The organism is Chryseobacterium sp. B21-037 (assembly GCF_028570785.1).
Classification (GTDB): domain Bacteria; phylum Bacteroidota; class Bacteroidia; order Flavobacteriales; family Weeksellaceae; genus Chryseobacterium; species Chryseobacterium proteolyticum.
Window position 1 is genome coordinate 4,440,458 of record NZ_JALGCB010000001.1, and the last position, 26,544, is coordinate 4,467,001.

At 36.3% G+C, this 26,544-nt stretch carries 21 protein-coding genes and 1 pseudogene; 13 read left to right on the forward strand and 9 right to left on the reverse strand.

Going from position 1 to position 26,544, the window contains the following annotated elements:
* Window positions 1–226 precede the first annotated feature (226 nt).
* From MTQ00_RS19925 to MTQ00_RS19945, 5 genes and pseudogenes are all read left to right on the forward strand, one after another.
* Complete coding sequence (locus MTQ00_RS19925; protein WP_172283801.1) at window positions 227–1,249, forward strand: LLM class flavin-dependent oxidoreductase; 1,023 nt, start codon at window positions 227–229, stop codon at window positions 1,247–1,249.
* Window positions 1,250–1,259: 10 nt separating this feature from the next.
* Entirely contained in the window at window positions 1,260–2,348 is a 1,089-nt protein-coding gene (locus MTQ00_RS19930; protein WP_273650754.1) for an NAD(P)-binding domain-containing protein, read from the forward strand.
* A 192-nt stretch (window positions 2,349–2,540) separates the two neighbouring features.
* Window positions 2,541–4,045 (forward strand): annotated as a pseudogene (gene mqo, locus MTQ00_RS19935) (malate dehydrogenase (quinone)).
* A 329-nt stretch (window positions 4,046–4,374) separates the two neighbouring features.
* The gene (locus tag MTQ00_RS19940) at window positions 4,375–4,776 is read left to right on the forward strand and encodes a hypothetical protein (protein ID WP_172283809.1); all 402 of its coding nucleotides are present in this window, start codon (window positions 4,375–4,377) and stop codon (window positions 4,774–4,776) included.
* A complete protein-coding gene (locus tag MTQ00_RS19945) occupies window positions 4,777–5,643 on the forward strand; it encodes an AadS family aminoglycoside 6-adenylyltransferase (RefSeq protein WP_273650755.1) in 867 nt (288 codons plus the stop codon).
* On the opposite strand, the gene MTQ00_RS19950 is transcribed toward MTQ00_RS19945, so the two are convergent.
* On the reverse strand, window positions 5,640–7,220 hold the full coding sequence (locus tag MTQ00_RS19950; RefSeq protein ID WP_273650756.1) for a GMC family oxidoreductase N-terminal domain-containing protein: 1,581 nt from the start codon (window positions 7,218–7,220) through the stop codon (window positions 5,640–5,642). The two genes, MTQ00_RS19945 and MTQ00_RS19950, sit on opposite strands and share 4 nt — an antisense overlap.
* A 106-nt stretch (window positions 7,221–7,326) precedes the next feature.
* On the opposite strand from MTQ00_RS19950, the gene MTQ00_RS19955 reads away from it, so the two are divergent.
* The 4 genes from MTQ00_RS19955 (at window position 7,327) to MTQ00_RS19970 (ending at window position 12,004) form a co-directional block, all read left to right on the forward strand.
* Window positions 7,327–7,944 (forward strand): DUF1684 domain-containing protein, encoded by a 618-nt coding sequence (locus MTQ00_RS19955; RefSeq protein ID WP_273650757.1) that lies wholly within the window; start codon window positions 7,327–7,329, stop codon window positions 7,942–7,944.
* 1 nt (window position 7,945) lies between these two features.
* Entirely contained in the window at window positions 7,946–8,419 is a 474-nt protein-coding gene (locus MTQ00_RS19960; protein ID WP_273650758.1) for a GNAT family N-acetyltransferase, read from the forward strand.
* Window positions 8,420–8,492: 73 nt separating this feature from the next.
* Complete coding sequence (locus MTQ00_RS19965) at window positions 8,493–9,302, forward strand: SDR family oxidoreductase (protein WP_273650759.1); 810 nt, start codon at window positions 8,493–8,495, stop codon at window positions 9,300–9,302.
* A 47-nt stretch (window positions 9,303–9,349) separates the two neighbouring features.
* The gene (locus MTQ00_RS19970; protein ID WP_273650760.1) at window positions 9,350–12,004 is read left to right on the forward strand and encodes an MGH1-like glycoside hydrolase domain-containing protein; all 2,655 of its coding nucleotides are present in this window, start codon (window positions 9,350–9,352) and stop codon (window positions 12,002–12,004) included.
* A gap of 144 nt (window positions 12,005–12,148) precedes the next feature.
* Here the strand turns inward: MTQ00_RS19970 and recO are convergent, their stop codons facing one another.
* Genes recO through MTQ00_RS19990 form a run of 4 tightly spaced genes read right to left on the reverse strand, consistent with a single transcriptional unit; the run spans window position 12,149 to window position 16,809 of the window.
* Entirely contained in the window at window positions 12,149–12,835 is a 687-nt protein-coding gene (gene recO / locus MTQ00_RS19975) for a DNA repair protein RecO (RefSeq protein ID WP_273650761.1), read from the reverse strand.
* The gene (gene porZ / locus MTQ00_RS19980) at window positions 12,835–15,102 is read right to left on the reverse strand and encodes a type IX secretion system anionic LPS delivery protein PorZ (RefSeq protein ID WP_273650762.1); all 2,268 of its coding nucleotides are present in this window, start codon (window positions 15,100–15,102) and stop codon (window positions 12,835–12,837) included. The genes recO and porZ overlap by 1 nt, the downstream gene beginning before the upstream one ends.
* Before the next feature lies 1 nt (window position 15,103).
* The gene (locus MTQ00_RS19985; protein WP_172283827.1) at window positions 15,104–16,054 is read right to left on the reverse strand and encodes a bifunctional metallophosphatase/5'-nucleotidase; all 951 of its coding nucleotides are present in this window, start codon (window positions 16,052–16,054) and stop codon (window positions 15,104–15,106) included.
* Window positions 16,054–16,809, reverse strand: a complete 756-nt coding sequence (locus tag MTQ00_RS19990; RefSeq protein ID WP_172283829.1) for a 5'-nucleotidase C-terminal domain-containing protein — start codon at window positions 16,807–16,809, stop codon at window positions 16,054–16,056. The genes MTQ00_RS19985 and MTQ00_RS19990 overlap by 1 nt, the downstream gene beginning before the upstream one ends.
* 107 nt (window positions 16,810–16,916) lie before the next feature.
* On the opposite strand from MTQ00_RS19990, the gene dapA reads away from it, so the two are divergent.
* The 4 genes from dapA to MTQ00_RS20010 all read left to right on the forward strand — a co-directional run bounded on the left by dapA (window position 16,917) and on the right by MTQ00_RS20010 (window position 19,714).
* A complete protein-coding gene (gene dapA / locus MTQ00_RS19995) occupies window positions 16,917–17,789 on the forward strand; it encodes a 4-hydroxy-tetrahydrodipicolinate synthase (RefSeq protein WP_273650763.1) in 873 nt (290 codons plus the stop codon).
* Between the two features lie 106 nt (window positions 17,790–17,895).
* The gene (locus MTQ00_RS20000) at window positions 17,896–18,402 is read left to right on the forward strand and encodes a GNAT family N-acetyltransferase (RefSeq protein WP_273650764.1); all 507 of its coding nucleotides are present in this window, start codon (window positions 17,896–17,898) and stop codon (window positions 18,400–18,402) included.
* Window positions 18,403–18,693: 291 nt separating this feature from the next.
* Entirely contained in the window at window positions 18,694–19,275 is a 582-nt protein-coding gene (locus tag MTQ00_RS20005; RefSeq protein WP_273650765.1) for a helix-turn-helix domain-containing protein, read from the forward strand.
* Window positions 19,268–19,714 (forward strand): response regulator, encoded by a 447-nt coding sequence (locus tag MTQ00_RS20010; RefSeq protein WP_172283837.1) that lies wholly within the window; start codon window positions 19,268–19,270, stop codon window positions 19,712–19,714. Before MTQ00_RS20005 ends, MTQ00_RS20010 begins: the two co-directional genes overlap by 8 nt.
* 593 nt (window positions 19,715–20,307) lie before the next feature.
* Here MTQ00_RS20010 and recG read toward each other — a convergent pair.
* From recG to MTQ00_RS20030, 4 genes are all read right to left on the reverse strand, one after another.
* A complete protein-coding gene (gene recG / locus MTQ00_RS20015) occupies window positions 20,308–22,425 on the reverse strand; it encodes an ATP-dependent DNA helicase RecG (RefSeq protein ID WP_273651081.1) in 2,118 nt (705 codons plus the stop codon).
* A 92-nt stretch (window positions 22,426–22,517) separates the two neighbouring features.
* Window positions 22,518–23,051 carry a thioredoxin family protein gene (locus MTQ00_RS20020; protein ID WP_273650766.1) on the reverse strand — a complete coding sequence of 178 codons (534 nt, stop codon included), beginning with the start codon at window positions 23,049–23,051 and terminating at the stop codon, window positions 22,518–22,520.
* Between the two features lie 45 nt (window positions 23,052–23,096).
* Entirely contained in the window at window positions 23,097–24,569 is a 1,473-nt protein-coding gene (locus tag MTQ00_RS20025) for a peptide MFS transporter (protein WP_273650767.1), read from the reverse strand.
* Window positions 24,570–24,673: 104 nt separating this feature from the next.
* Window positions 24,674–26,428 carry a peptide MFS transporter gene (locus tag MTQ00_RS20030; protein ID WP_172283843.1) on the reverse strand — a complete coding sequence of 585 codons (1,755 nt, stop codon included), beginning with the start codon at window positions 26,426–26,428 and terminating at the stop codon, window positions 24,674–24,676.
* Window positions 26,429–26,544 lie beyond the last annotated feature (116 nt).

Genomic DNA, 26,544 nt, shown 5'->3' on the forward strand with positions numbered 1-26,544 from the left:
ACTTGAAAGTTACAGGACAGAATATAAACATCAGCAATTTGCTGATGTTTTTTTATTGGAGACTATTTTTATCGGGGCACAGATCTTTGATCCAGTTCAGTGTTTATAAAAACGGAATGCAATCTGTCTTGTATCTGAAATGTATTGGTAAATAGTAAGGACTTGTTCTATTCCGAACTTACCATATGATAATATTTCAAGAGATTACATTTTGTAAATTAGATACATGAAAAAGATAGGATTTTTATCGTTTGGACATTGGGGAAATCATCCTTCATATGATACCAAAACAGCAGGTGACACTCTGTTGCAATCCATAGATCTGGCTGTAGCTGCAGAAGAAATTGGGATTGACGGAGCGTACTTTCGAGTACATCATTTCGCTAACCAGTTGGCGTCGCCGTTTCCTTTGTTAGCGGCTATTGGTGCCAAAACCAAAAAAATTGAAATCGGAACGGGTGTCATCGATATGCGGTATGAAAACCCATTGTATATGGTAGAAGATGCCGGCGCAGCAGATTTGATTTCTGGAGGCCGGTTACAATTAGGCATCAGTAGAGGTTCGCCAGAACAGGTCATTGATGGTTGGCGATACTTCGGATATGATTTGGAAGATGGACAATCAGATGTCGATATGGGACGTCGTAAAGGTTTGGAGTTTTTTGATTTGTTGAGAGGAGAAGGGTTTGCTCAACCTAACCCTAATCCGATGTTTCCTAATCCTCCAGGATTATTGCGGATAGAACCCCATTCTGAAGGATTACGTGATCGCATTTGGTGGGGCTCTGCTTCGGATGCCACTGCAGTTTGGGCGGGAGAAACCGGTATGAATCTGCAAAGCTCTACTTTGAAGTTTGATGAAAGTGGAAAACCTTTTCACATACAGCAGGCTGAACAAATTCGTTTGTATAGAGAGGCTTATAAAAAAGCAGGACATACACGGACCCCGAGAGTCTCTGTGAGCCGGTCTATTTTCGCAATCGTCAACGATCAGGATAGATATTATTTCGGACATGAAGCCGACAGAACAGATAAAATAGGTGTTTTAGAGGGGAACCAACGTGCTATTTTCGGAAGAAGTTATGCTGCTGAACCGGAACAGCTCATTAAGGAGTTGGCTCAGGATGAAGCCATTCAGGAAGCAGATACTTTATTATTGACAATTCCCAATACATTGGGTGTGGATTACAATGTACATGTACTTGAATCCATTTTGAAATATGTGGCTCCTGAATTGGGCTGGCGTTAAAAAATCTGAAATGGCAGGAAAAATTTGGTATAAAACAAAAATTACAGTTATTGGAGCCGGGCAAGCCGGACTTTCTACAGCATATCACCTCAAAAAAATGGGACTGGAAATCGGTCGGGATTTTATTATTTTAGATGCTGCACCTTCAGCTGGAGGTGCATGGCAATCCCGTTGGGACTCCCTGACCTTGAGTACAGTAAACCGCATTCATGATCTGCCGGGAATGTCATTTGAAGAAACTATTCAGGGAGATGAAAAGGAAGTTCGTGCTAATATTGCCGTTCCGCATTATTATGATTTGTATGAGAAAGAGTTTGGGTTACAGGTCTATCGGCCCGTAAAGGTTGAAAAAGTGAGCCTGAACGGAGAACGGTTTTATATTGATACATCGTCTGTTTCCTTTTCTGCATTAGGCATCATTAATGCTACGGGAACCTGGGAAAATCCATACATCCCGGAATATCCGGGTGCTAAGCTTTTTAAGGGGGAACAGCTGCATACTCGGAATTTTAAAAATGCTGAATACTTCAGGGGAAAACACGTGATCATTGTCGGAGGTGGTATTTCTGCGATTCAATTGCTGGATCAGATTTCAAAAGTAACCACCACTACATGGGTTACACGAAGGCCTCCGGAATTTCGTGAAGGACCGTTTGATGATATGGCCGGGAGTTTAGCAGTTGCGATGGTTGATAAAAGAGTGAGAAGCGGATTATTGCCAACATCTGTTGTTTCGGTAACGGGATTACCTGTTACTGATGAAATTAAAAATATGGAAAAAAGAGGTGTTCTCAAACGGTTTCCTATGTTCAGCGAGATTACGGAAGAAGGTGTTAAATGGGAAGACGGAAGACAGGAAAAAGCTGATGTCATTCTTTGGAATACGGGTTTCCGCTGGTCTCTGTCTCATTTAGATGCTGTTTTGCCTAAGGAAGAAGGTGGAGGTATCATCATGTCCGGAAGACTTGCCACTGAAGTTTCAAAAGAGCCGAGAATTCATTTGGTGGGTTATGGACCTTCAGCTTCCACTATCGGAGCAAACAGAGCTGGAAGTGCTGCGGCAAGGGAATTGGTTAAGACTCTGGGAATTGAGAAGTAAATTGATGTCTAATTAGAAGCATTTCGTATTCATCATTCCATAATCTGAATGGTGTACAAAATTTAACCTAAAATTTTGTACTTTTTCTAGTGCAGATACAGGTTAGATATTCTTAATAACTTTTGTGTTAAAATCCTTAAACGCAATCTTCTTTTTAAAACTTTTCACGAAATTAGTAGTAAATTTTATGTTATGTCACATTCGCTTATAAGCAGAACGCCAAAACCAAAATATGACGTTGTACTCATTGGGGGTGGTATCATGAGTGCCACTTTAGCCACATTACTCCACGAATTTGATCCCGATCTGGAGATCGCAATTTTTGAAAGGCTTGGCAGGTTTGCCAAAGAAAGTACAGCAGCCTGGAATAATGCCGGAACAGGGCATTCAGCATTTTGCGAATTGAATTATACTCCGGAAAAAGAAGATGGGACCATTGATATTTCAAAGGCAGAAAGTATTGCAGAACAATTTGAAATTTCCAAACAATTTTGGTCCTATTTACTTCAAAAGGGATATATCAAAGATCCAAAAGATTTTATCAATTCATGTCCTCACATGAGTCTGGTATTTGGAGATAAGGACGCAGAATATCTGAGAAAGCGCCATGATAAGATGGTGAAATCCGTTTTATTTAAAGGAATGGAGTATTCTACGGATCATGAAAAACTGCGGGAATGGATTCCCTTAGTGATGAGCAAGAGAAATGCTTCTGAAGTAATGGCAGCAACCAAAATGGATCTGGGAACGGATGTTAATTTTGGTTCCCTTACCCGAAAAATGGGAAGACATTTATTAGAAGATTCCAATGTAGAGGTTTTTTTATATCATGAAGTAAAAGATATTGATCCCAGAGAAAATGGACAATGGGAAATGAAGGTTAAAGACAGGATTCACAATCACAAACAAGAAGTAGTTGCAGATTTTGTATTCATCGGTGCCGGAGGTTATGCGCTTCCGTTGCTTGATAGTTCAGATATTAAGGAAAGTGAAGGGTATGGAGGTTTTCCTGTTTCGGGTGAATGGCTGGTAACGCATAATCCTGAGCTGGTAGAAAAACATCAGGCTAAAGTATACACACAGGCTACAGTAGATGCTCCGCCAATGTCTGTTCCTCACCTTGACCTTAGAATTATTGACGGTAAAAAAGCACTCCTGTTTGGACCTTTCGCCGGCTTTTCAACCAAGTTTTTAAAAGAGGGTAGTTATCTTGACCTTCCTGAAAGTGTGAATACAAAAAACATACGATCCCTTTTTGGAGCCTGGTGGCATAATATTCCATTGACAAAATATCTAATTCAGCAGGTAGCCATGACGAAAGCTCAAAGGATGCAGCATTTGAGAGAGTTTGTTAAAGATGCCAATGAAGCAGACTGGGAATTAAAAGTAGCCGGACAAAGAGTTCAGGTTATTAAAAAAGATGAAAAGGAAGGCGGAAAACTGGAATTCGGAACCGAAGTGGTTGTTAATAAGAGTGGAACCATTGCCTCTTTACTGGGGGCTTCACCGGGAGCTTCTACTGCTGTTTATGCTATGCTTAATGTTCTTGAGAAGTGCTTCGGTGAAAAACTTCACGGGAGTGGAAAGACAAATTAGTGGAAATGATCCCTTCTTACGGACAAAAACTTGCAGATAATCCTGAACTTACAGATAAAGTGAGAGCTTATACGAAAGAGAAGCTGGAGCTGCATTATTAGTATAGATAAAAGATAAAAGATAAAAGATAAAAGATAAAAGATAAAAGATAAAAGATATTAGAGATAAGCTTCTTGAATTAAAAAATGTCCGTAGTGAAATTGATGGGAAGTGCTGAAATTTTGATGCGATATTTTCTCTGAAGCATTATTTATATCAAAGAATAAATTAATATCAATAATAGTAATAAAGCCGATTCATTGGAATCGGCTTTTATATTGAAAAGTACTTTTCCAATAAAAATTCCTTAACACAATCATAATCCATTCAAAATATACATTTCAATTGAAATTTAAATAAATTTGCAGGATATTATTATTCATATAAAGTCGTGGAAGAAATTGTTGTAAAGCCTATTATTGCCAGAGAACTTCTTGAATCCCTTAAGACAAAAGTGGAAGAGGAGAAGCAGGTTATTGTGCACTGCTGCTTCCCGGCCTCTCCTTTTTTGGGCAACCTGATCCGGATATGGAATACCACGTATCTTTTTGATAACAGTTCGGAGCATCAAAGTAAGCTGATCCACGCTGAAAATATTACAATATTTCCGGACTGGACTCCGGTTCCTTTTATGCGGGATTTTTGGTTTACACTCATATTTTCAGGATTGCCAAAAGATTGTAAAAGTTTTGATCTTAAAGAAGTCATTCCTGAAGAAGGTGGATTTTTTGTACAATCCATTAAGAGAAATGCAATGGATGTATACAGAGTGAAAATATCAGAATCTTATTAAATGAAAATCAGAGAAAAAAAATTACAACAGATCATTGACTGGGCAAAAACGAATCCGGATATTCGTGCTGTTTTGTTAACCAGCTCATTAGTAAATCCTTATGCTCCTGTTGATGATTTTAGTGATCTGGATATTGAACTTGTCTTTGAAAAAATGAAACCATATGAATCTGATAAGTCATGGTTGGAACTTTTTGGGGCGCCCATGTCAATGGTAGAAGAAGATGAAACATTTTTTGACGGAGTCCATGCAATGAAAATGGTTTTGTATGAAGATCTTGTGAAGGTGGACTTCAAACTCTATGAAAAATCTGAATTTATAAAAGAAATAAAAAAAGATGAGCTTCCTGAAGATTGGGACGTAGGCTATAAAGTTCTGATCGACAAAGATGAGTTGACAAAGAATCTAAAGGCCCCGACTTACCAGTCTGTGATGATTAAAAAACCCACAACGGAAAGATTTCAGCAACTGATGAATGATTTCTGGTGGGACACAACTTATGTGGCAAAATGCCTTAAGCGTGAAGATATTTTTTATGCTAAATTTATGAGTGAGGATGTAATCAGAACTGATTATCTTGTTCCTTTGCTGGAATGGTATATTGCCAGTGAAAACGGGTGGAACAATATAACGACCAATAAACACGGAAGACTTTTCAAAAAGTATTTGTCTCCAGATCTATGGAAAAGGATTGAAGCTACTTTTTCCGGAAGTAGTATTGAAGAAAACTGGAATGCTTTATTGGCATATGCAGATCTTTTTCATGAAATAGGAACTGACCTAGCCAGAAAGCTCGAAACTTCATATCCTGAAGAGCATGAAAGTAAAGTACGAAAGTACCTTACGATAATAAAGACTCAGGATTAGTCGAATTCATTTTGCCTGATTAAGTTTTCAATGCAGTATTCAGTAATTGCAACAATCGTTACAAAAGGATTTACGCCAATGGTTCCCGGAATTAAAGATCCGTCCAGGATGAAAAGATTTTCATGATCTTTTAATTTACCATATTGATTGGTGGCTTCACCTAATACGCAACCTCCTAACGGATGATAACATATATTAGGCCCAAAACCATTTTTAAAAAGAAAATGGCTTCTGGTACCTCCATTAGCCCGGTTCATTTTCCGGATAAAATAATCTGCATTCTCTCTCATCTTTTTTGTATGACTTTCATTCCAGTCAATATGGAGTCTTTGAGTTGTGGTATCAAAAGATACTTTTCCCTTTTTATCAACCCTGTTGATTAGCAGATATAATGCAGTAGCCACATCCATACCCATTGGTAATGGCGCAATCTCCGTGAAAAAAGGATGTTCTTTATCTTCCCAGTTATCAACTCCACCTACAGGAATAGTGGATTGCTGAACTCCTGTACCTCCGGACAGAGGTCTGACCCAATTTCTACCGGTCATAAAGTTTCCGTTATTACCCCAATTTTCCCCTACATTACTGTTGAGTGGAAGCTGGTTTTTCGCATTGGATTTTAAAAGAAGCTCTAAAGTTCCCATAGTTCCTGCAGATACAATCAGCTTTTTACAATGAAAAATTTTCTCTTTGATAAGTTCTCCTGAAGTATTGATCTGTTTAACATCCAGTGTATAACTTTTGTCATCATTTAATTTGATGGAAGTAACTGAATGGAGATCCAGTATTTCAAGATTTCCCGTGTCTGATGCTTTTTTTAAATACGTTTTATCAAGACTGTTTTTACCGTGATTATTTCCATAGATCACTTCCGTATTAAGTGCAGATCTCGGAACTTCATTTTTATATTCTCTCTCCATGTATTTGAAATCATACACATTCGGAACACGGATGGTTTTAAAGCCTGCTTTATGAGCCTCTTCTTCACCTACTCTTGTAAATTTATAATAAGGACAATCATGCAAAAACTGTTCATCAATCACATTGACTTTCAGCTCTTTTCTGGCAAGAGGAAAATAGTAATCATAAAACTTTTCGGCATCGAGCTGTGGAAAAACTTCTTTAAAATAACTTTCTTTAGGGGTTACAGCCATTCCGCCATTTACGATAGATCCTCCACCAACACCTCTTCCCATCCAGATATTGATATGTTCAAAATCCAGTCGGTCCAATGCACCTGTAAAAGGTTTTAAAGAGAACAGGTTCATAAAAGGTGCAATGGTCTTCTTTTTCAGCCATGCAGCACTTTCTCGGGGTTTTAATAAGTTGGAAAAAGGAATCCCGGATTTTTCCCAATTCAGTCCCATTTCAAGCATTAATACTTTTTTTCCCGCCTCACATAAGCGTAAAGCTGCTACGGCGCCTCCGTATCCGGAACCGATAATAATGACAGGGGCATCCAAAATTTCTGTTTTTTCAGGAGATTTTGGAGCGGAACCATATAAAAGATGCGTACCTAAAAAGTAAAAGCCAGATATTCCAATGATACCTGTTGTAATGAACTCTTTTCTATTCATGTTCGTTATTTTCCAAAAACTATGCTAGAAAAACACAAAAAATTATAATTTTTAATTAAAATTAATGGGACTTTTTATTGTAATTTTAACCTTTAATAGATGAATAATGAAAAGATACCTGTTACTATTGCTGCTGTTTCCTTGTTTCGTTTTTTCACAGAAATCAATCCTTAAGGAGAAGGCTGAAATTAAAAAATTCCAGAAGAACCTTAATGCAGAGTATTTAAATCCTAAAGAAACTCCTTTAAGAGGAGATAATTTTACAAATTTTAAAGCACATCCTTTTTTTCCTGTGGATCTAAAATACAGAGTACAAGCTAAGCTGGTACGAACAGCTAATGCTGAACCGTTTGAAATTCCTACTTCATCAGGAAAGACTAAACAATATAAAGAATATGGTAAGGCTAGCTTTACGTTGGAAGGGCAGGAGTATACGCTTACTTTATATCAAAGTCTGGATCTTTTAAAACAAGAAAAATATAAAGACTATCTTTTCCTTCCTTTCCGTGACCTCACCAATGGAAAAGAAACTTATGGTGGCGGAAAATATATGGACCTTAAAATTCCGAAAGGAAATACTCTTATTCTGGATTTTAACCAGTCTTATCAACCGTATTGTGCATATAACGCTTATGATTATAACTGTCCGGTTGTTCCCGAAGAAAATAAACTACCTGTGGAGATCCGTGCTGGAGTGATGTATAACGATATTTACCACCATTAATATGATTCATTTAGAATTTTACAAGCCCGAAGATTTTTCCGGAGTTAACTATACATTGGATGACGTTCAATCGCAGTATACATCAACTGCCGAATTTGCTATAGAGAGAATCAGAGAAAGAAATGATGGTAAAGGATTTTCTGTGACGATCTTTGAAAATGAGAATCCTGCAGGCTATTTTGCCTTGGATTTCGGTGATGATAAACTGGATCTTACCCATAATACGAAATCTGTTTTATTAAGATCATTGTCTATTAATCCCGATTTTCAGGGGAGAGGCATTGGAAAAGCTGCTATGAGCCTTGTAGATGATTTTGTAAAGAATCATTTTAAAGATTGTGATGAAATCGTTCTTGCTGTCAACGAAAACAATATTTCTGCATATGAGCTGTACATAAAAGTAGGCTACATATTCGAGGGGAAAACCAGAATGGGACGGAGTGGTCCGCAACGGCTGATGTATAAAAAACTTTAAGAAAATTTTAAAGTAAAAAAATTCTGCTTGGCGCGATCTTTCCACTAACTTTGAGTAACATCAAATAAAAAATATGGAAATATCCCTTCATAATCAGGTAGCTGTCGTTACGGGAGCATCAAGTGGAATAGGTACAGGAATCGCTAAATCCTTAGCTTCAGCAGGTGCCACGGTCATTGTTAATCATTCTTCAGAAAGATCCGTTGAGGAAGCCAAAGCTGTCTTAAAAGAAATAACGGATGCTGGAGGAAAAGGAATCACCTATCAGTGTGATGTTTCGAAAGAAGATCAGGTGATCGCTATGTTTCAGGAAGTGATTTCCCGATTCGGAACTGTGGATATTCTTGTTAATAACGCCGGGATTCAGAAAGATGCTAAATTCACCGAAATGACCATGGATCAGTGGAATGCTGTAATTGGGGTTAATCTTACCGGACAATTTCTTTGTGCCAGAGAAGCAATTAAGGAGTTTCTTCGCAGGGGAATAGATCTTTCTCGTTCTAAGGCTTGTGGGAAAATCATTCATATCAGTTCTGTCCATGAAATTATTCCATGGGGAGGCCACGCCAATTATGCATCAAGTAAAGGGGCTATCCGTATGCTGATGCAAACCCTGGCACAAGAGTATGGAGCACAAAAAATTAGAGTTAATTCTATTTGTCCTGGGGCTATCCAGACACCAATAAATAAAAATGCCTGGGATACTCCGGAAGCACTCAACAGTCTTCTTAATCTAATTCCATACAATAGAATCGGACAACCGGAAGATATCGGAAACCTGGCCGCTTTTCTGGCGAGTGATCTTGCAGATTATATAACAGGAACCAGCATTTTTGTAGATGGAGGAATGACGACTTTTGAAAGCTTTTCCACAGGCGGATAAATAATGATCTGCCTTTAATTTACTATTTCATTCTTAAAACTACATATATGACAGAACAGCAGAGACTTTCTGATATACAATGGAAAAAATGGGGTCCTTATGTAAGCAATAGGGAATGGGGATTGGTACGTGAAGATTATAGTGCGAATGGAGATGCCTGGAATTATACCAATCATGATATTGCTGAAGCGAAGGCATATCGTTGGGGGGAAGAAGGGATTTGCGGGATTTGTGATGACTGGCAGAAATTGGTGTTTTCCATAGGGTTCTGGAATAAAAAAGATAAGATGATAAAGGAGCGTTTCTTTGGTCTTTCAAACGGCCAGGGAAATCACGGTGAAGATGTTAAAGAATATTTCTATTACCTCGATTCCACACCTACCCATTCCTACATGAAAATGCTTTATAAATATCCTCAGAATGCTTTTCCATATGAAGATCTGCTAAACATCAATGCAGGAAGAAGTAAAAATGAAGATGAATATGAATTGATAGATACCGGTATTTTTGAAAGAAACGAATACTTCGATATCTTCATTGAATATGCTAAAGAAGGGGCAAATGATATTTTAATACAATTAACGGTTACCAATAAATCTGAGAATGAAGCTCCGCTTATCATCTTACCAACACTTTGGTTCAGGAATACCTGGAGTTGGGGATATGATGATTATAAGCCTCTGCTAAGCTCAAAAGAATTTTCAAAGATTAAAATTGAGCATAAGGAACTTGAGGTCAGAAATATCTATTCCAAACAATCCCGGAAAACATTGTTTTGTGATAATGAGACCAATAATGAACGGATATATCGTTCGGCTAATAAATCAAGATACTGTAAGGACGGAATTAATGACTTTATCATTAATCAGAATTTATCGGCCATAAATCCGGAGAATAAGGGAACAAAAGCCTCTTTTTATATTGAAGATGATTTTAATGCAGGAGAAACAAAGACCTTTGAGTTTAGGCTCTCCGATAAAGAATTATCAGAACCATTTCAGGATTTTGAGACAATTTTCAATTCAAGAAAAAAAGAATCTGATGATTTTTATAATGACATCCAGAAAGGAATCCGGTCTGATGATGAAAAGCTGATTCAGAGGCAGGCATTTGCAGGCTTGTTGTGGAATAAAATGTATTATCATTATAATGTTGAAAAGTGGCTGAAAGGTGATCCCGCAGAAATGCCTCCACCTAAATCCCGTGGGAGAATAAGAAATTACGATTGGAAACACCTGAATAATGAACATATCATTTCGATGCCTGATAAATGGGAATATCCATGGTATGCAACCTGGGATCTGGCATTTCATGCCATAAGTTTTTCATTGATTGATCCCGATTTTGCTAAATATCAGTTAAAGTTGTTCCTGTTCGAATGGTATATGCATCCTAACGGGCAGTTACCTGCCTATGAGTGGGATTTTAGTGATGTAAACCCACCCGTTCATGCCTGGGCGGTTTTTAAAGTTTTTAAAATCGATGAATATCTGAAGGATAAGCCTGATCTTGAATTTCTGGAAAGTGCTTTCCAGAAGCTATTGATGAACTTTACATGGTGGGTGAATAAAAAGGATAACAATGGGAATAATATTTTTGAAGGCGGATTTTTAGGACTTGATAATATAGGCGTTTTCGACAGAAACAGTACACTCCCGAATGGAGAACAGCTGGAACAGGCGGATGGAACCAGTTGGATGGCGATGTTCGCACTCAATATGATGAGAATTGCCTTAGAACTGGCTCTCTATAACAGGGTTTATGAAGAGATGGCAATGAAATTCTTTGAACATTTCCTTTCTATCGCCCATTCTCTTGATAATATGGGTGATGAAAACTTTGGCCTCTGGGACGAAGAAGATGAGTTCTTTTATGATGCTATTGCTTCCAGTGATGGAAATCATATGTATCTTAAATTAAGGACAATAGTGGGGCTCATTCCTATGTTTGCGGTTGAGGTAATTGACGATGAGGTGATTGAAAAACTTCCTAATTTTAAAAAGAGGATGCATTGGGTATTGGAAAACAAACCCGAACTGGCAGCCCTTGTTTCGCACTGGGAAGTGAAGGGACAGGATTCAAAGCATTTGCTTTCCCTGCTGAGAGGACATCGCTTAAAGAGGCTCCTCAGCAGAATGCTGGATCCAAACGAGTTTTTAAGTGATTATGGTGTGCGCGCCCTATCCAAAGTATATGAAAAAAATCCTTATACAATTAATCTCAATGGGGTTGATTATTCTGTAAAATATACACCTGCAGAAAGTGATAGTGGGCTTTTTGGTGGAAATAGTAACTGGAGAGGTCCTATCTGGTTTCCTATTAATTTTCTGATTATTGAGAGTCTTCAAAGTTTTTTCTTTTATTATAGTCCTGATTTTATGGTAGAATATCCTACTGGCAGTGGAAATTATTCTAATCTTGAGGAGATCGCAGATGCTCTAAGTAAAAGACTCGCAAAAATATTCCTTAAAGATGAAAATGGAAATCGGCCGGTCAATTCACAGTATCCAAGGTTTCAGACAGATCCTGATTTTAAGGATTACATTCTTTTTTATGAATATTTCCACGGTGATACAGGACGTGGAGTAGGAGCTTCCCACCAAACAGGATGGACCGGACTAATATCTAAAATTCTTCAACCCAAATTCCCCAAAAAGGAAATAGCGGAATCTCAAACGGAAATGCCGGAAGAAACAAAATAGTTGAGCTGAGAGCAATTGGCTAAAAAGTAAGCGAGCAGAATAGTAGAATAATAATGTATTAAATACAATTTCACAATTCAGCTACCTTACAACATACAACGATGACAACCATAAGAAAAATGATCTTATGATTGTGTAATTTACTTACTCAAATATCTGCTGGATCACTTCCAGGGAAGTTGGAATCTTAAAGTCTGTAATATGGTAATGGTAATAAACCAATATACTATCCAGGAGATCCTTTCTTAATGCTGAATGAATTTTTAATTCATAAGGATTCTGTGAAGAAATAATAGATTTCCATGCGGCTGAGATCTCATGACTGAATAATTGATGAGCCGGTTGAGATGAAAAAGTTCCTGTTTCCGGATCCAGATACTGGTGATTGTCGAGTAGGGGTGCTACACCCTGGATTTTTAAAATTTTAATTAAAAAAATCAAATGGGATTGATAATTCTTTAGAGAGAGTTCATCAATAAACTCGTCAATGGAAAAATAGAGATTAGAATTTTTATGTTCATTTCTCAGGATCTGATTAAGAAAATCTGAAATAAAGAAAACTACAGTATTGATCTTTATATCGGTATACATATCGTTGTTTTTTACCAACTCGAATCTGGTAACGGACGGTATTCCGCTACTTTTTCCCACAGGAATGGAAAAACTGAGTTGGTTTAACGGAAGCAATAATGCTTTTTTCTTATTTCTTTTGGAGTAAATCCCCTTCAGGAAAAAAGTCTGAAAGCCTTCCTCTTCTGTAAAGCAATGAAGAACCGCATCATTTTCCCCGTATTTGATAAATGAAAGTAAAAATCCTTTTTGTGAATTCATTAATTAACCACAGCTATTTTGGCGGTCGCTTTATCAGAACCATCTTCATTGGTCATTAAGACAAAATAGATACCTGATGCTACTCTGGTTCCTCGCTGATTATTAAGGTCCCATTCATAATAACCACCTCTTGCTACTGCCGAGTGAATGACGTTTCCTGCAACATCAGTTATTCTTATGTTTGTTTTTTCCGCCAGACCTTTGATTGTAACTTTTCCTTTGAAATTGGAGTATACCACAGGATTCGGGTACACCACTACATTTCCGAAGCCCGAAGTTACATCCGCTACATCTCCCTGATAGGTTACAATTCCGTTGTAAGAAGCAAAATATACCTTTCCTGTTTTTCTGTCTACTTTAATATCAGTGATGCTGTTCGTAGGCAATGGTGAATTTTCCTTTGTAAAATGCTTTATGGTTCTTTGTCCATCTGAAGACAGATAATATACTCCTCCACCATCTACTGAAATCCATTTATAATCTCCTGCATCTACTTCTATTTGTAGAATTTGAGAATCACGGAAAAGCTCCTCACCTAGATTATTCTGCTCAATGATAATAGGGTTTACAGTAGGATTGGGTTCTTTAATGGCTGTTACCGCATTGGATAAAATACGTAGTCCTGTGTCAGAACCTATCCACGCATCTCCGGCTTTATCAATGGCGACAGAAACCGTTCCTCCTGAATTGGTTGGAAATCCGCTGGCTTGAGTCAGGATATAAGCGGTGTCATCAGATACGTTTGTTGGAGTCTTTTTATAATCATATACTAAAAAGTTGTTCGTCCTTGGGATCGGTACCCATAAAAGATTTTCATAATATAGAGCTTTCTGCACACCGTGGCTCAGACCTGCTATTTCCTTTACGATAAAATTGTCAGCAGTTTTGTCATATGGAACCACAGACATAGAGCCATTGTCCATGAAACCTACAGTAGCAAATAAGTTATTTTGATCATCATAAGTTAAGCCTACAGGTCTATAGGCAAAGTTATTAGGTGGCGATAAGCTGTAATATTTTGTAAAATCAAAATCTTTATTTGTGCTGTTGTATTTCATTTTGTAAATACCCTGTCCTCCATATACATAGTTGGTGAAATAGACTTCATCCAAATTGCTCGGATCGGCTACAGCATCTAAAATATTAAATGACTGTGTTTGTCCTATAAAATAAGATGAATATATCCACTGCATTCCGTTAAAGTAGTAAAAACCCGGATTTTTAGCATTAATAAGTGGAGTGTTGAATCTTGCTTCTCTACCTCCGGTTGAAACTAAAATTCGATTTTCACCATATAAATTAAGTTTATAAGCATAGTTGAAATAGGGACCATCCGGTTTAAATGCATTATTGGTTTCATCTTTAATTCCCGAAAGAATAGTTCCTCCATATATCTTCGAACCTGTCCTTATAGCGGTATTACATTCTTCTCCTACACTCGCAGTCCCAACATAGTTTCCGTTGGTATTGAAAGTGTAAATCCTACTCTGATCGGTAACAATAATGCCATTTGAACTCACTACGATATCCTGTACTTTTCCAAAAGTCTGTGAAAGTGGAGTAGAGACACCATTATTAAAGATGTATGCTGTAGTTGCAGAAGAAAAGCTAATAACAGGATCAGAATCGATTTGGGTAAATGTTCCCGGGACATCAGTTGTCCAGGTAGAAAATACCGGAAAAGTCGTATTCATTTCATGGCTCTTTAAACCAGTATTTGTTACAGAATATACCTTATTATCTACGATAGTTGCTTCATTACTCGCTTCGTATACACCTCCTGCAAGAAAAAAAGCAGAATCGTTAAACTCTTTTTTTCTAAGATCAAAAATAGAGACTCCATAGCCAACTGAAATAACAGCCTTATCTCCTGTAATTGATATATGATTGATTTTTTTGCTTCCGTTGTATCCTGTAGCAATGGGGATATCCACAACATAAGTAACACCGTCCGGAGTAACAATATCCAAGGAGCCGTTTTGATAACCAATAAGCCCGATCTTGGTTTGAGCATTGTAATCAAAAGCAGAAATACCTACTTCATGAAGGCCGTTTGCTTTGGATAACTTCGTAATTTCACCTGTCGAGATGGTATAATAGAATAGCCCGTTTTCTGCAGCTGCAATTATTTTCCCATTATCTTCTTTCATGGAGATAACATTGTTGTAGGAGAATATATCCGCCCATTTTTTTGAAGAGATAACCTGAGCATTAGCCATTTGAAAGCATGCTAAAATACCAAGGGAAATTATGGAGAGTTTTTTCATATTATGCTATTATACTGCTATCTATTACCTGATTATTCCAGGAGATATGTTGTACGTTTTTGTTATTGTCAAAATGGAAATCTATTCTGCCTAAAAGAAGTCCTGCCCATCCCACCTGATTTACCAGGACATTTTTTCCTTGACGGTTTTTAAAGGTTTGGGGTTCCGGTAAAAATGTATGGGTATGTCCTCCTAAAATCAGATCGATATTTTCTGTACTTGCAGCCAGTATCTTATCACTTACCTTATCGGGCTCTCCTTTGTAATCGTAGCCAATATGTGATAAGCAAATTACAAGATCACATTTTTGTTCATTTTTCAAAAAGTTTGAATAATGTTGTGCAACTTCAATCGGATTCGAATATACGGTTTCCTGATATTGTTTTTTACCCACTAGCCCCTCCAATTGAATGCCTACTCCGAAAATCCCTACTTTGATTCCGTTTTTATTGAAGATTTTATAGAGAGATGTTTTACCATCTAAAACTGTATTTTTAAAATCGTAATTCGAGCAGATGAATGGAAACTGTGCATTAGGCAAAACATTCAGAAACCCCTGTAATCCATTATCAAAATCATGATTCCCCATGGTAGAAGCATCATATTTCATCATGGACATTAATTTGAATTCAAGTTCGCCGCCAAAGAAATTAAAGTATGGTGTTCCCTGGAATATATCTCCCGAGTCAAGAAGCAATACATTGTTTTCTTTACTTCTGATTTGCTGTATTAAACTTGCTCTTCTTGCAAAACCTCCCTGATTAGGATTTTTTGTATAACTTTCATCAAAAGGTTCTATTCTGCTGTGCTGATCATTGGTATGAAGAATAGTAAGTTTATTTGTTGAAGATAAGGTACTCAGTCCGAAATCTTCAGCCATCATCATATTGGGAGCTAAAGCCATTGCCATAGTCCCGCCACCAATTGTTTTTATAAATCTTTTTCTATCCATTATTTCTTACCGATAAAATTTAAACGAACATCTGTATTGGGAACAATCTGCGGGTTTTTCTTAAAACAATCAATAAAAAGATCTCTCATTTTAATTCCCGTAGAAATTGATTCCCCTTTTGCAAAGAAATTCATGTTATCACCTCCTAATGCTAAATAATCAGAAGTTGCAATATAATAATCCTGACTTGAATTAATGGTTTTTCCGTCAATTAAAGTTTTGGATGGTTTGCCGTTTTGAGTTTCTATATACAAATGAGAAACCGGATTATTGACCTCATTTTTTGCATAGTATTCAAATAAACCCTGCAAGTCGGATCCCTTCATTTTAACAATGACCACTTCATTTTCGAATGGCATCACTTCGTATACATTTTTGAGTAAAATATCACCCTTGCCAATGGAAGTGCGAATACCTCCTATATTGATGAGAGCAGCGTCAACATTCTTTTGCAGGTGTGACTTTGCCCATTCATTGGCTCCTTCAAAAGTATAATCAGCTAAAAGATTTCCCAGATTGCTGTTATCACCTTGTTTGGTAAGATCTGTGTTCGTATGGGAAATTTTTTGATTCATTTCCCGATCCAGTTTTTGTTTATAAGGTTCAATAACTTTTACAAAAGCCTCATCATTCTTCAGATCTTTATTAATGGAAATATTCTTTTGTGTTTCCACATTTGCTACCTGTAAAGGAATTGTTTTACAAGATGTAAGCGAAACCAAGGCAATTCCCAGCAATAAGAATTTATTTTTCATAATTTCTTTTAGTATATGCAAATATAATTATATGTAGAATAAAACATTATTATTTATTATAAATTCTTAGTCGAAATTATTAAATTTGACAAAAATAATTCTAACAGATGAGCATTTTAAAAGGAGTAGGTGTGGCTTTGGTAACACCCTTTAATGAAGATTTATCCGTTGATTTTGATAGTTTAACAAAACTTGTTGAATATAACATTGAAAACGGAACCAGTTATTTAGTTGTTTTAGGAACTACAGCGGAAGCTGCAACACTTTCTGCAGAGGAGAAGAAACAGGTTACAGATCATATCATTAAGGTAAATAGTAAACGCCTTCCTTTGGTTCTGGGAATTGGAGGGAACAATACTCTTGAAGTAAAAAAACAAATTGAAGAAACGGATCTTTCATCATTTGAAGCAGTTTTATCAGTTTCTCCTTATTATAATAAACCTAATCAGGAGGGGCTTTATCAGCATTATAAAGCTCTGGCTTCTACAGGAAAAAAGATCATTATCTATAACGTGCCTTCCCGAACAGGACAAAATATAGAGGCAGATACTACGATTCGATTGGCTAAAGAATTTCCTAATTTATTCTTAATTAAGGAAGCCGCTCCAAACATTCTTCAATATTTCGATATTTTAAGAAAGAAGCCTGGAGGTTTTGCATTAGTATCGGGAGATGATGAATATGCATTGCCTGTAACTTTGGCAGGGGGTGAAGGAGTTATTTCCGTTATAGGACAAGCATATCCAAAAGAGTTTTCTACTATGATTCAGTTAGCTTTGGATGGAAAAGTAAAAGAAGCTTATGAAATTCATAACAAACTTGTGGAAATCACAAGATTGATTTTTGCCGAAGGAAATCCATGTGGAATTAAAGTGATTTTGACAGAAAAAGGAATTATTAAAAATTATTTAAGACTTCCTCTCGTAGCAGCATCAGAAGGACTTTACGCGAAAATAAAAGCTGAAATGGCGAATGTTTAAGATACGTAAGACGTTAAAAATAAATATGCGGTTACGTTATCTGTCAATAAATTAAATAACATAAAGTGAAAGGTTCGTGCCTTTCACTTTTTTTAATGATAAAATTATGGAATTAGTAAAAGCAACAGAAAATGACATTCCTTTAATTCAGGATTTAGCCAGAAGATCATGGGAAAATGCCTATGCAGAAATACTTTCGGCTGAACAGATGGAGTATATGTTGGGTACAATGTATTCTACAGAAGAGATTGCAGGGCATTTGCAGCACCCTCATTATCATTATTATCTTATTAAAGATGGAGAAAGTAACTCTTTTGAAGGATTTATAGGCTACGAAAATGCCTACGAAGATCAAACAACAAAACTCCACAGGATTTATTTGGTTCCCGAGAGTAAAGGAAAAGGATTTGGGAAAAAAGCACTCGCTTTTTTGGCAGACAAAACACTTGAAGCTGGAGATGGCAGAATAATCTTAAATGTAAATAAATTTAATGCCGCAAGACAATTTTACGAATCTCAAGGATACCGGATCTACGACGAAGGAGTATTTGATATCGGGAATGGTTTCGTGATGGACGATTATCTCATGGAATTTATAATTCACGAACAATAGACTTATAATTGTGTAACAATATCTGATAATTCTATAACGGGTGACTTGGTTATAATTGTGATATTTGCAAAGAACCAAATCACTTCAAAAATAATACGTTCATATACTTGGTTTTAAGCTGTATTGGCTTTTATCAGTATATTTTTTTCATCCTTAGTGTTTAAATTCCTGTATTCTTTAATGCAGGAGTTTTTTGCGTTTATGAAAATTATTTTAACTTTATTAACCTATTTCACATTTATATGAAATAAAAGTTTATATTTACAAAATAATTAACACACTTGTACTAGGATGAAAATGTATGTGAAATTTGATTTCAATGCTCTTTGTAAAAAAGTGTTGGATGAAAAGCTTAAAGAACAGGGTTTGAAATACCGTTTGCTGAATTTTGGGGAAGTTGAATTTTATGAAGCATTTACTGAGGAACAGCACAATAATTTCAAAAAGAATCTTGAAGATTATGGCATCGAAATTATCGAGAGCCAGAAGATTGCATTAGTCCAGAAAATAAAAGATGCAATCGTAGAATTGGTTTTCTCAAAAGATATTGTTGCTGTTAAAGCGTCTATTTACATTGCTGAAAAATTGAATCATAGCTACGGATATCTTTCCAATCTTTTTTCAGAAGTCGCGTACACATCTATAGAAAACTTTATTATTCTACAGAAGATAGAATATGCCAAGGAGCTGATTATTACAAATAAACTTAACCTTACGGAGATTGCACATAAGCTGAACTACTCCAGTGTTGCTCATCTCAGTACACAATTTAAAAATACAACGGGTATCACTCCTTCCCAGTTTCAGAAAATTATTATCAAAAGGAGAAAAGAGCAGACTGTGGCTGTTACTAATAAAATGCTTTATGAATAAAGAATATTTAAATACCATACTTGTTGATAATGACGAAGGCAATATTATTCTATTTAAAAGTATACTTAAAGATCTTAAAATAACAGTAAAGGTGCAGTCGTTTTCCAATGGTGAGGATTTGATGAAATATTTAAATAATGCGGAGGCTCTTATTCCGGAAGTGCTGCTGATGAACTACACCATTCCAAAAAAAGGGATGCTGGAATGTCTGGAAGAGATTAAAAAAGATGTGAGGTTGAACAGTATGGTCACAGGGGTATATTGTGATACGTTGTCAGAAGAAGAAGTCGAAAGGATTTTTGTAAAAGGTGCAAATATTTATATAAAAAAACCAGATAATTATAAAGACCTGAAAAGGGTAATTTCCGAGGTAGTGACTCTCAATTGGCAATACCACACATCAGGACTCAATAAGGATAATCTTATCCTGAAAGTATGATAAACATTGATGTTTCTGGATTTTAATTCAGAAATAAAATAAGACATATTATACAATACTCACCAATAGGTGAAAATTTTATAACTATTAAATATAATAATATAAATAGTTATTAATAACAATTGATGAAATTTGTACAAGAAACGTGCTAACACAAATTAATCATAAAAGTAATTAATATAAATAATTATTTTTCAAATCTTGAAAGTAAAAAATGTTAATCACGATGTTAGTAAAACAAAATGGATTATTCAGTTCCAATGTTAAGCGTAGAAGATCTTTAAACAAAACGGTACAATCATGAAAACTCAAGCGTCGGGGGATATTATAGTCGTTTCTTTTAAAATCCTTTCGACAAACACAGTTAGTTTTTATAATAAGTAAGTTGGAAACATAATTCATTTTGTTTTTTCAAAATTTATTTAGTAGTGGCTTAAAATAAAAATGCAAATGCTATAAATATTTTCACTCCACATCAAATTACAGAATAATAAGCATTCTACTAAATAAATTTTTTACCACGAGAATAATTTCTTCTAAATAACAGTTTTATAAGGGGGCCGCGGAAAGATCTTTTTCTTTTTGCGGTTTTTTTATGATATTTTGCTCCATTTATTTTTCCCTTTATAGTATTTCAGATAGTAGTTTTTAATAATCTGATGTTCCGCAAGACCAAGCAGGGGATCTTTTTCAAGAATCTTTTCAACTGTTTTCTTTGTTGTTTTTATAATCCCGGAATCTTTTACCAGGTCAAGTCTTTTAAAATCTACAACACCACTTTGCTGAGTACCTAAAATATCACCAGGTCCGCGTAATTGCATATCTACTTCTGAGATTTTAAATCCATCATTGGTTTCTGTCATTGTCCTGATGCGAGTTCTGCTTTCAGTTGATAGTTTATCTGAAGTCATGAGAATGCAATAGCTTTGTTCCGCCCCGCGGCCCACGCGTCCTCTTAACTGATGGAGCTGCGACAAACCAAACCTCTCAGCGCTCTCTATAACCATTACTGAGGCATTGGGAACGTTTACACCCACTTCAATTACTGTCGTTGCAACCATAATTTCTGCTTTCCCAGATGCAAAATAATGCATGGCTGCGTCTTTTTCATCCGGCTTCATCCTTCCATGAAGCATACTCACATTATAATCCGGAAAAGAGTTCATAACATGATCCAAACCTTCCATTAAATTTTTATAATCTAAGGTTTCAGACTCTTCTATCAGCGGATATACAAAATAGACCTGTCTGCCTTTTTTTATTTCATCTCTACAGAAATTATAAACATAGGTTCTGTCTTTTTCTCTTCTATGAGCTGTTATAATCGGTTTTCTACCTACGGGCATTTCATCAATCACAGAAACATCCAAGTCCGAGTAAAAGCTCATAGCCAGGGTTCTCGGAATAGGAGTGGCTGTCATAACAAGAATGTGTGGCGGAATTTTGTTTTTTGCCCAAAGTTTTGCCCGTTGTGCAACACCAAACCGATGTTGCTCATCTATAATGGCAAGCCCGAGATTTTTAAACTTAACCTTATCCTCAAGTACGGCATGAGTGCCTACTAAAATAGACAGCTCTCCGTTTTCAAGCTCCTGATGAATGATTTTCCTTTCAGAAGCCTTTGTGGAGCCGGTTAAAAGCCGGACATTAATATCTGTTTTTTCCAGCAATTCTTTTATTCCGTTATAATGCTGTTGGGCAAGGATTTCAGTAGGTGCCATCATACAACTTTGAAAGCCGTTATCCATTGCAATAAGCATAGTAAGCAAAGCAACCATCGTTTTTCCTGAGCCTACATCTCCCTGAAGAAGCCTGTTCATCTGTATCGGTTTCTTCATATCTAAGCGTATTTCTTTTAAAACACGTTTTTGGGCATTGGTAAGCTCAAAAGGAAGATGTTTTTCATAAAAACCGGTAAAGTAGTCTCCCACAATAGGAAATGGATTGCCGAACGCCTGGCTTTTATGATGAATTTTCTTTAAAACATAGCCTAGCTGAAAGAAAAATGATTCTTCAAACTTCAACCGATGATCGGCCTTTTCAAAATATTCCATACTCTGTGGAAAATGGATATTTAAAAAAGTATGTTGCCTTGATAAGAATTTAAAGGATTTTATCAGGTAATCCGGCAGGTTTTCCTCAATAAGATTGGGGATCTCTTTGCAGATATTTCTGAGAATTGTTTGAAAATATTTTTGGTTTAAACCACGTTTTGTCAGCTTTTCAGAGCTTGGATAAATTGGTCTCAGGCGATTATCATTTTCTCTTTTTTCTTCAATTTCAATTTCCGGATGTGGCATTGAAAACTGATTATTAAAAAGATTGATCTTTCCGAAAATATAGACTTCCCTGTTGATGGGAAGCTGCTCTTTCAGCCATTTTGAATATTGGAACCATACAAGATCCATTGTTCCGGTTTCATCATTGAATTTGGCGGAGAGCCTTTTGGTTTTTCCGGTTTGAATTTCCTGAACATGGGTAATTTTTCCTTTTAGCTGAATCTCCAGATTGTTTTCCTGAAGATGAGAAATTTTATACACTTTATTTTTATCCAGATACCGGATAGGATAGAAGTTAAGCAAATCTTCCACAGTAGAAATTCCCAACACACTTTTAATGAGTTTAGCTTTTTCAGGACCGATTCCTTTAACGTATTCTATAGAGGTTTCTAGATTCAATTTTAGCTTGGATACAGGTTTCTGATCCGCGATAGTAAATGAAAAAATAAAAGTCCGAATTTCGGTAAAATAAAAAAAACTTCCAAAAAATTGGAAGCCTTAATTATTAATTTGGAAATCCCAAACTAGTTTTTTATTTTGGATTTAAACTTTTTCTGGTAATCTTCCCACTGTTCCCGAGTTTTGATTTTTTTATACATATCCTTTGAAATAAATTCCAGGTAAGGCTCAAGCTCTATAGCTGAAAGTTCACCCTGAAGAATAGTGATGGGTCCTCCTTTCTCATCCAGAAAAACAATGCTGGGAACTGCCGCAACGTTCATATATTGTGTGAATTCATGGAGTGAATTTTTTCCTTTTTTGTGTTCAACGGTGTGATTGGAAAATGTTCTCCCGAAAATTTCAATATCTTTTTTCTCTTCTGCATTGAACTTCACCGGATAATAGTTTTCATTCAGGATCTGCTCAATTACTGGATGACCAAATGTCTTTTTGTCCATAATTTTGCATGGACCACACCAGTCGGCATAAAAATCAATAAGAATTTTTTTAGGATTTTGTTTCTGAGCCTTCAGGGCTTCTTCAATAGTCATCCATTTGACTTGTGCGAAGCTCAGGGTAAACAAAAACAAACTTATTATGCTTAGAATTTTTTTCATATAATTTTAAATTATTAATAAAATTAAGCATAATAAGCTTATATTTTATTTTACGTCTTGCATTAATTTTCTCACAAGCTTGGACATCAAAATTAATACCACACCAGCAATCAATGCATAGATTCCCAGAGTTTTATATCCGTCGGTATAAGCAATAAGTTTACTCATGTTGGTATTGCCGGTATTGGCCTCCGAAAAACTTGCTCCGATTTTACCGGCTGCAAACTGTCCGAATGCACTTGCCAGAAACCACAATCCCATCATCATTCCGAACATTTTCTTTGGTGATAGTTTTGTGATAATAGACATTCCGATCGGCCCCAAACATAATTCTCCGAAAGTAATGACCAGCCAGGTAAAGGTAAACAGATTAAGTGAAGATTTTCCATCAGCACCCGCAAAATATCTTAAACTATAAAATAAAAAGAATCCGGCTGCAAGGAATAAAAATCCAATCCCGAATTTGTTGATGGTATTAGGCTCTAATTTTCTTTTATTTAAACCAATCCATGCCAGCCCGATCAATGGACTGAAAATGATAATGAAAAATGAATTGGCACTATTATTAATAACATTAGGATCCATACCAAAGCCTAAAAGCTTATGTACAAGATTATCTTTTGCAAATAAAGATAATGAACCTCCGCTTTGCTCATAAATAGAGTTGAACACAAAGTACATGAAGATGAATATGAATGCGGCAACAAGCTTTTTCTGATAAGGTGTGGTTTGTTTTAATGTTTCTATGATAAAATATCCGACCGCAACAATTCCTATCAGGTACATAAAATAATCGGTATAATCCGTATTCTTGACCATGATAAAAATAAGCGGCATACTTAGCAACGCTCCGATATAAACCAACACTTCACGAGTCGTTCTTTTGGATTGTGGAAGAGCCTGTAATGGAGAATCTCCGATAGGGCCTAAGGTTTTCTTTGTCGCAAAAAATGTAATCAAGCCTAAAATCATTACAACGGCAGCTGCAAGGAAACACCATGACCATGAATAATATTTCCCCAGATAAACACATAAGCCACCCCCAAGTAACCCACCAATATTAATACCTGCATAAAATAATCCATATCCTGCATCCCTTCTTGGGTCATCTTCCTTGTAAAGTTCTCCTACCATCGAAGAAATATTAGGTTTGAAAAAACCGGTACCAATGATTGAACAGGTAATTCCGAAATAAAAGAAATCATGGGGCGAAAAGGCAATAATAAGATTACCAATGGACATGATAAGTCCGCCAAAAACCAATGATCTTTTAAATCCCAGGATCTTGTCTGCAAAAATTCCCCCGATAAAGGTGAATGCATAAATGAAGGCCTGTATTGCTCCATATTGTAAATTGGCTTTATCTTCCAATAAGCCCAATTGGTCCACCATAAAAATGGTAAGAACTCCGCGCATCCCGTAAAAACAAAAACGCTCCCACATTTCTACTGTGAATAGCGTCCAAAGCTGTTTAGGATACTTACCTTTAAAATCTTGTATTTCTTCTAATGTATACATAGTAAATGAAAATAAACGAAAAGCTGTTTCATTTTGAAACGGCGTGCTAATTTATAAAAAAACCTCTGACAAAGCAGAGGTTTTATAGTATTTTATTAATGCAACTACTTTACACCGTGCATCATTTTCTTTAAAATAGGTGAAATTAAACCTAAAATTACCGCAGCAATACCGCAAAGTACTACGAATACCATGAAGAATTGAAACAGGTTGTGAATTTCAAATCCGGCAAATGTAGGATTGTGTAATGGGAGCTGGGCTTTATCAAAAGCAGCTATTTGATCAGCTGTTAAAGTTACTTTTTTATCTAAAACATCCTGAAGGTTTACTCCGATTTCCTCCGCTTTTTTAAATTTATCACCTGTTGCAGGAATAAGAGCTCCTAATGAGCCTGCTAAAGCATAACCTGCTGCATTGGAGATAAAGAAAACCCCGTATAGTAATGAAGCGAATCTTTTTGGAGCTAACTTACCTACTAGTGATAAACCAATAGGAGAAAGGCAAAGCTCACCACATGTCTGGATGAAATACAATAGCATCAACCATTTGATTGCTAACAAACCTGAGCTTCCAAGATCTTTTACATTGTGGGCAATGATGAAATAAGAAAGCGCAATTAATGCCAATCCCATAGCTTGCTTGAACGGAGATACAGGTTCTTTTCCTTTGGCTCTTAATTTGTCCCAGATCAAACTGAACGGAACGGCAAGTATAACAACAAAGATCCCGTTGAAGATCTGAACCATGGAAGGAGGCATATTCCAGCCTAAAATATTCCTGTCTGTCTGGTTATCCGCAATGAACGTCAGGGAAGAACCTGCCTGCTCAAAAGCGGCCCAGAAGAAAATAATAAAAAATGATACGATATAAATTACCCAGATTCTCTGTCTTTCCACTTTATTTTCAGCAGAAGTCATAATCAGGAATGCTAAAGCGATACCTGCCGCATAGATGAAAGGATAGATAATTCCTTTGATAAGCTGCCCCATCTCTACTGAATTGAATCCAAATTCTCCTACAAGAAGATATCTGAAAGCAAAAAATAAAACGACAAATATAAGCCCCGTTATTCCTAATGACGGACCTGAGAATTTAGCCGTTTGAGTTTCCCCTTCTTCAAAATCTGCACTTGTATTATGTTTTGGTAATCCTCCGATAGGTCTTCCTTCCGGAGTTACCACATATTTGTTTTTAAGGATGAAGAATGTTACCGTTCCGATAATCATGGCAATAGAAGCTGCAAGGAATCCCCATTTGAAGGCAAAAATATCTCTTACACCTGTTGCCGCATCTTTAACATCCCCAACGTATGGACAGATAAATTGCCCAAGGAATGCGCCGATATTGATTCCCATGTAGAAAATAGTAAAGGCAGAGTCCAGCTTTGATTTTTCCTGCTTGGGATAAAGGCTTCCAACCATTGAGGAGATATTCGGTTTAAAGAAACCGTTACCAAAAATGATAATGAACAAGGCAAGCCACATGATAAGCTTGGCACTTCCGATATCAGCAGAAAAAGTGGAGGCACTTATGAACAGCAAAAACTGACCGATGGCCATTAAGGATCCACCAATAATAATGGCGTATCTGTTACCAATATATTTATCAGCAATAAATCCTCCTAAAAGAGGTGTTAAATAACACAAAGCTAAAAATCCACCGTAAATGATCGCTGCATCAGCTTCTTTTATCAATAGGGAGTTTACCATAAAGAGCGTTAAAAGTGCTCTCATCCCATAAAAGTTGAAACGCTCCCACATTTCTGTTCCGAAAAGAACCCATAATCCTTTGGGATGTCTGGAGCTCTTATTCTCTACAAGTTCATCCGGTTTCGGACTTAATGCTTCAATATTATCCATTCTTATTGTTAATTTTTGTTAAGACTAGCAAATATAGTTTTTTTTGAGTTTTTGGCAAGATTTTAATTTTATATTTAAATAAAAAAGCTGTAGATCAATTCTACAGCTTTTATTAT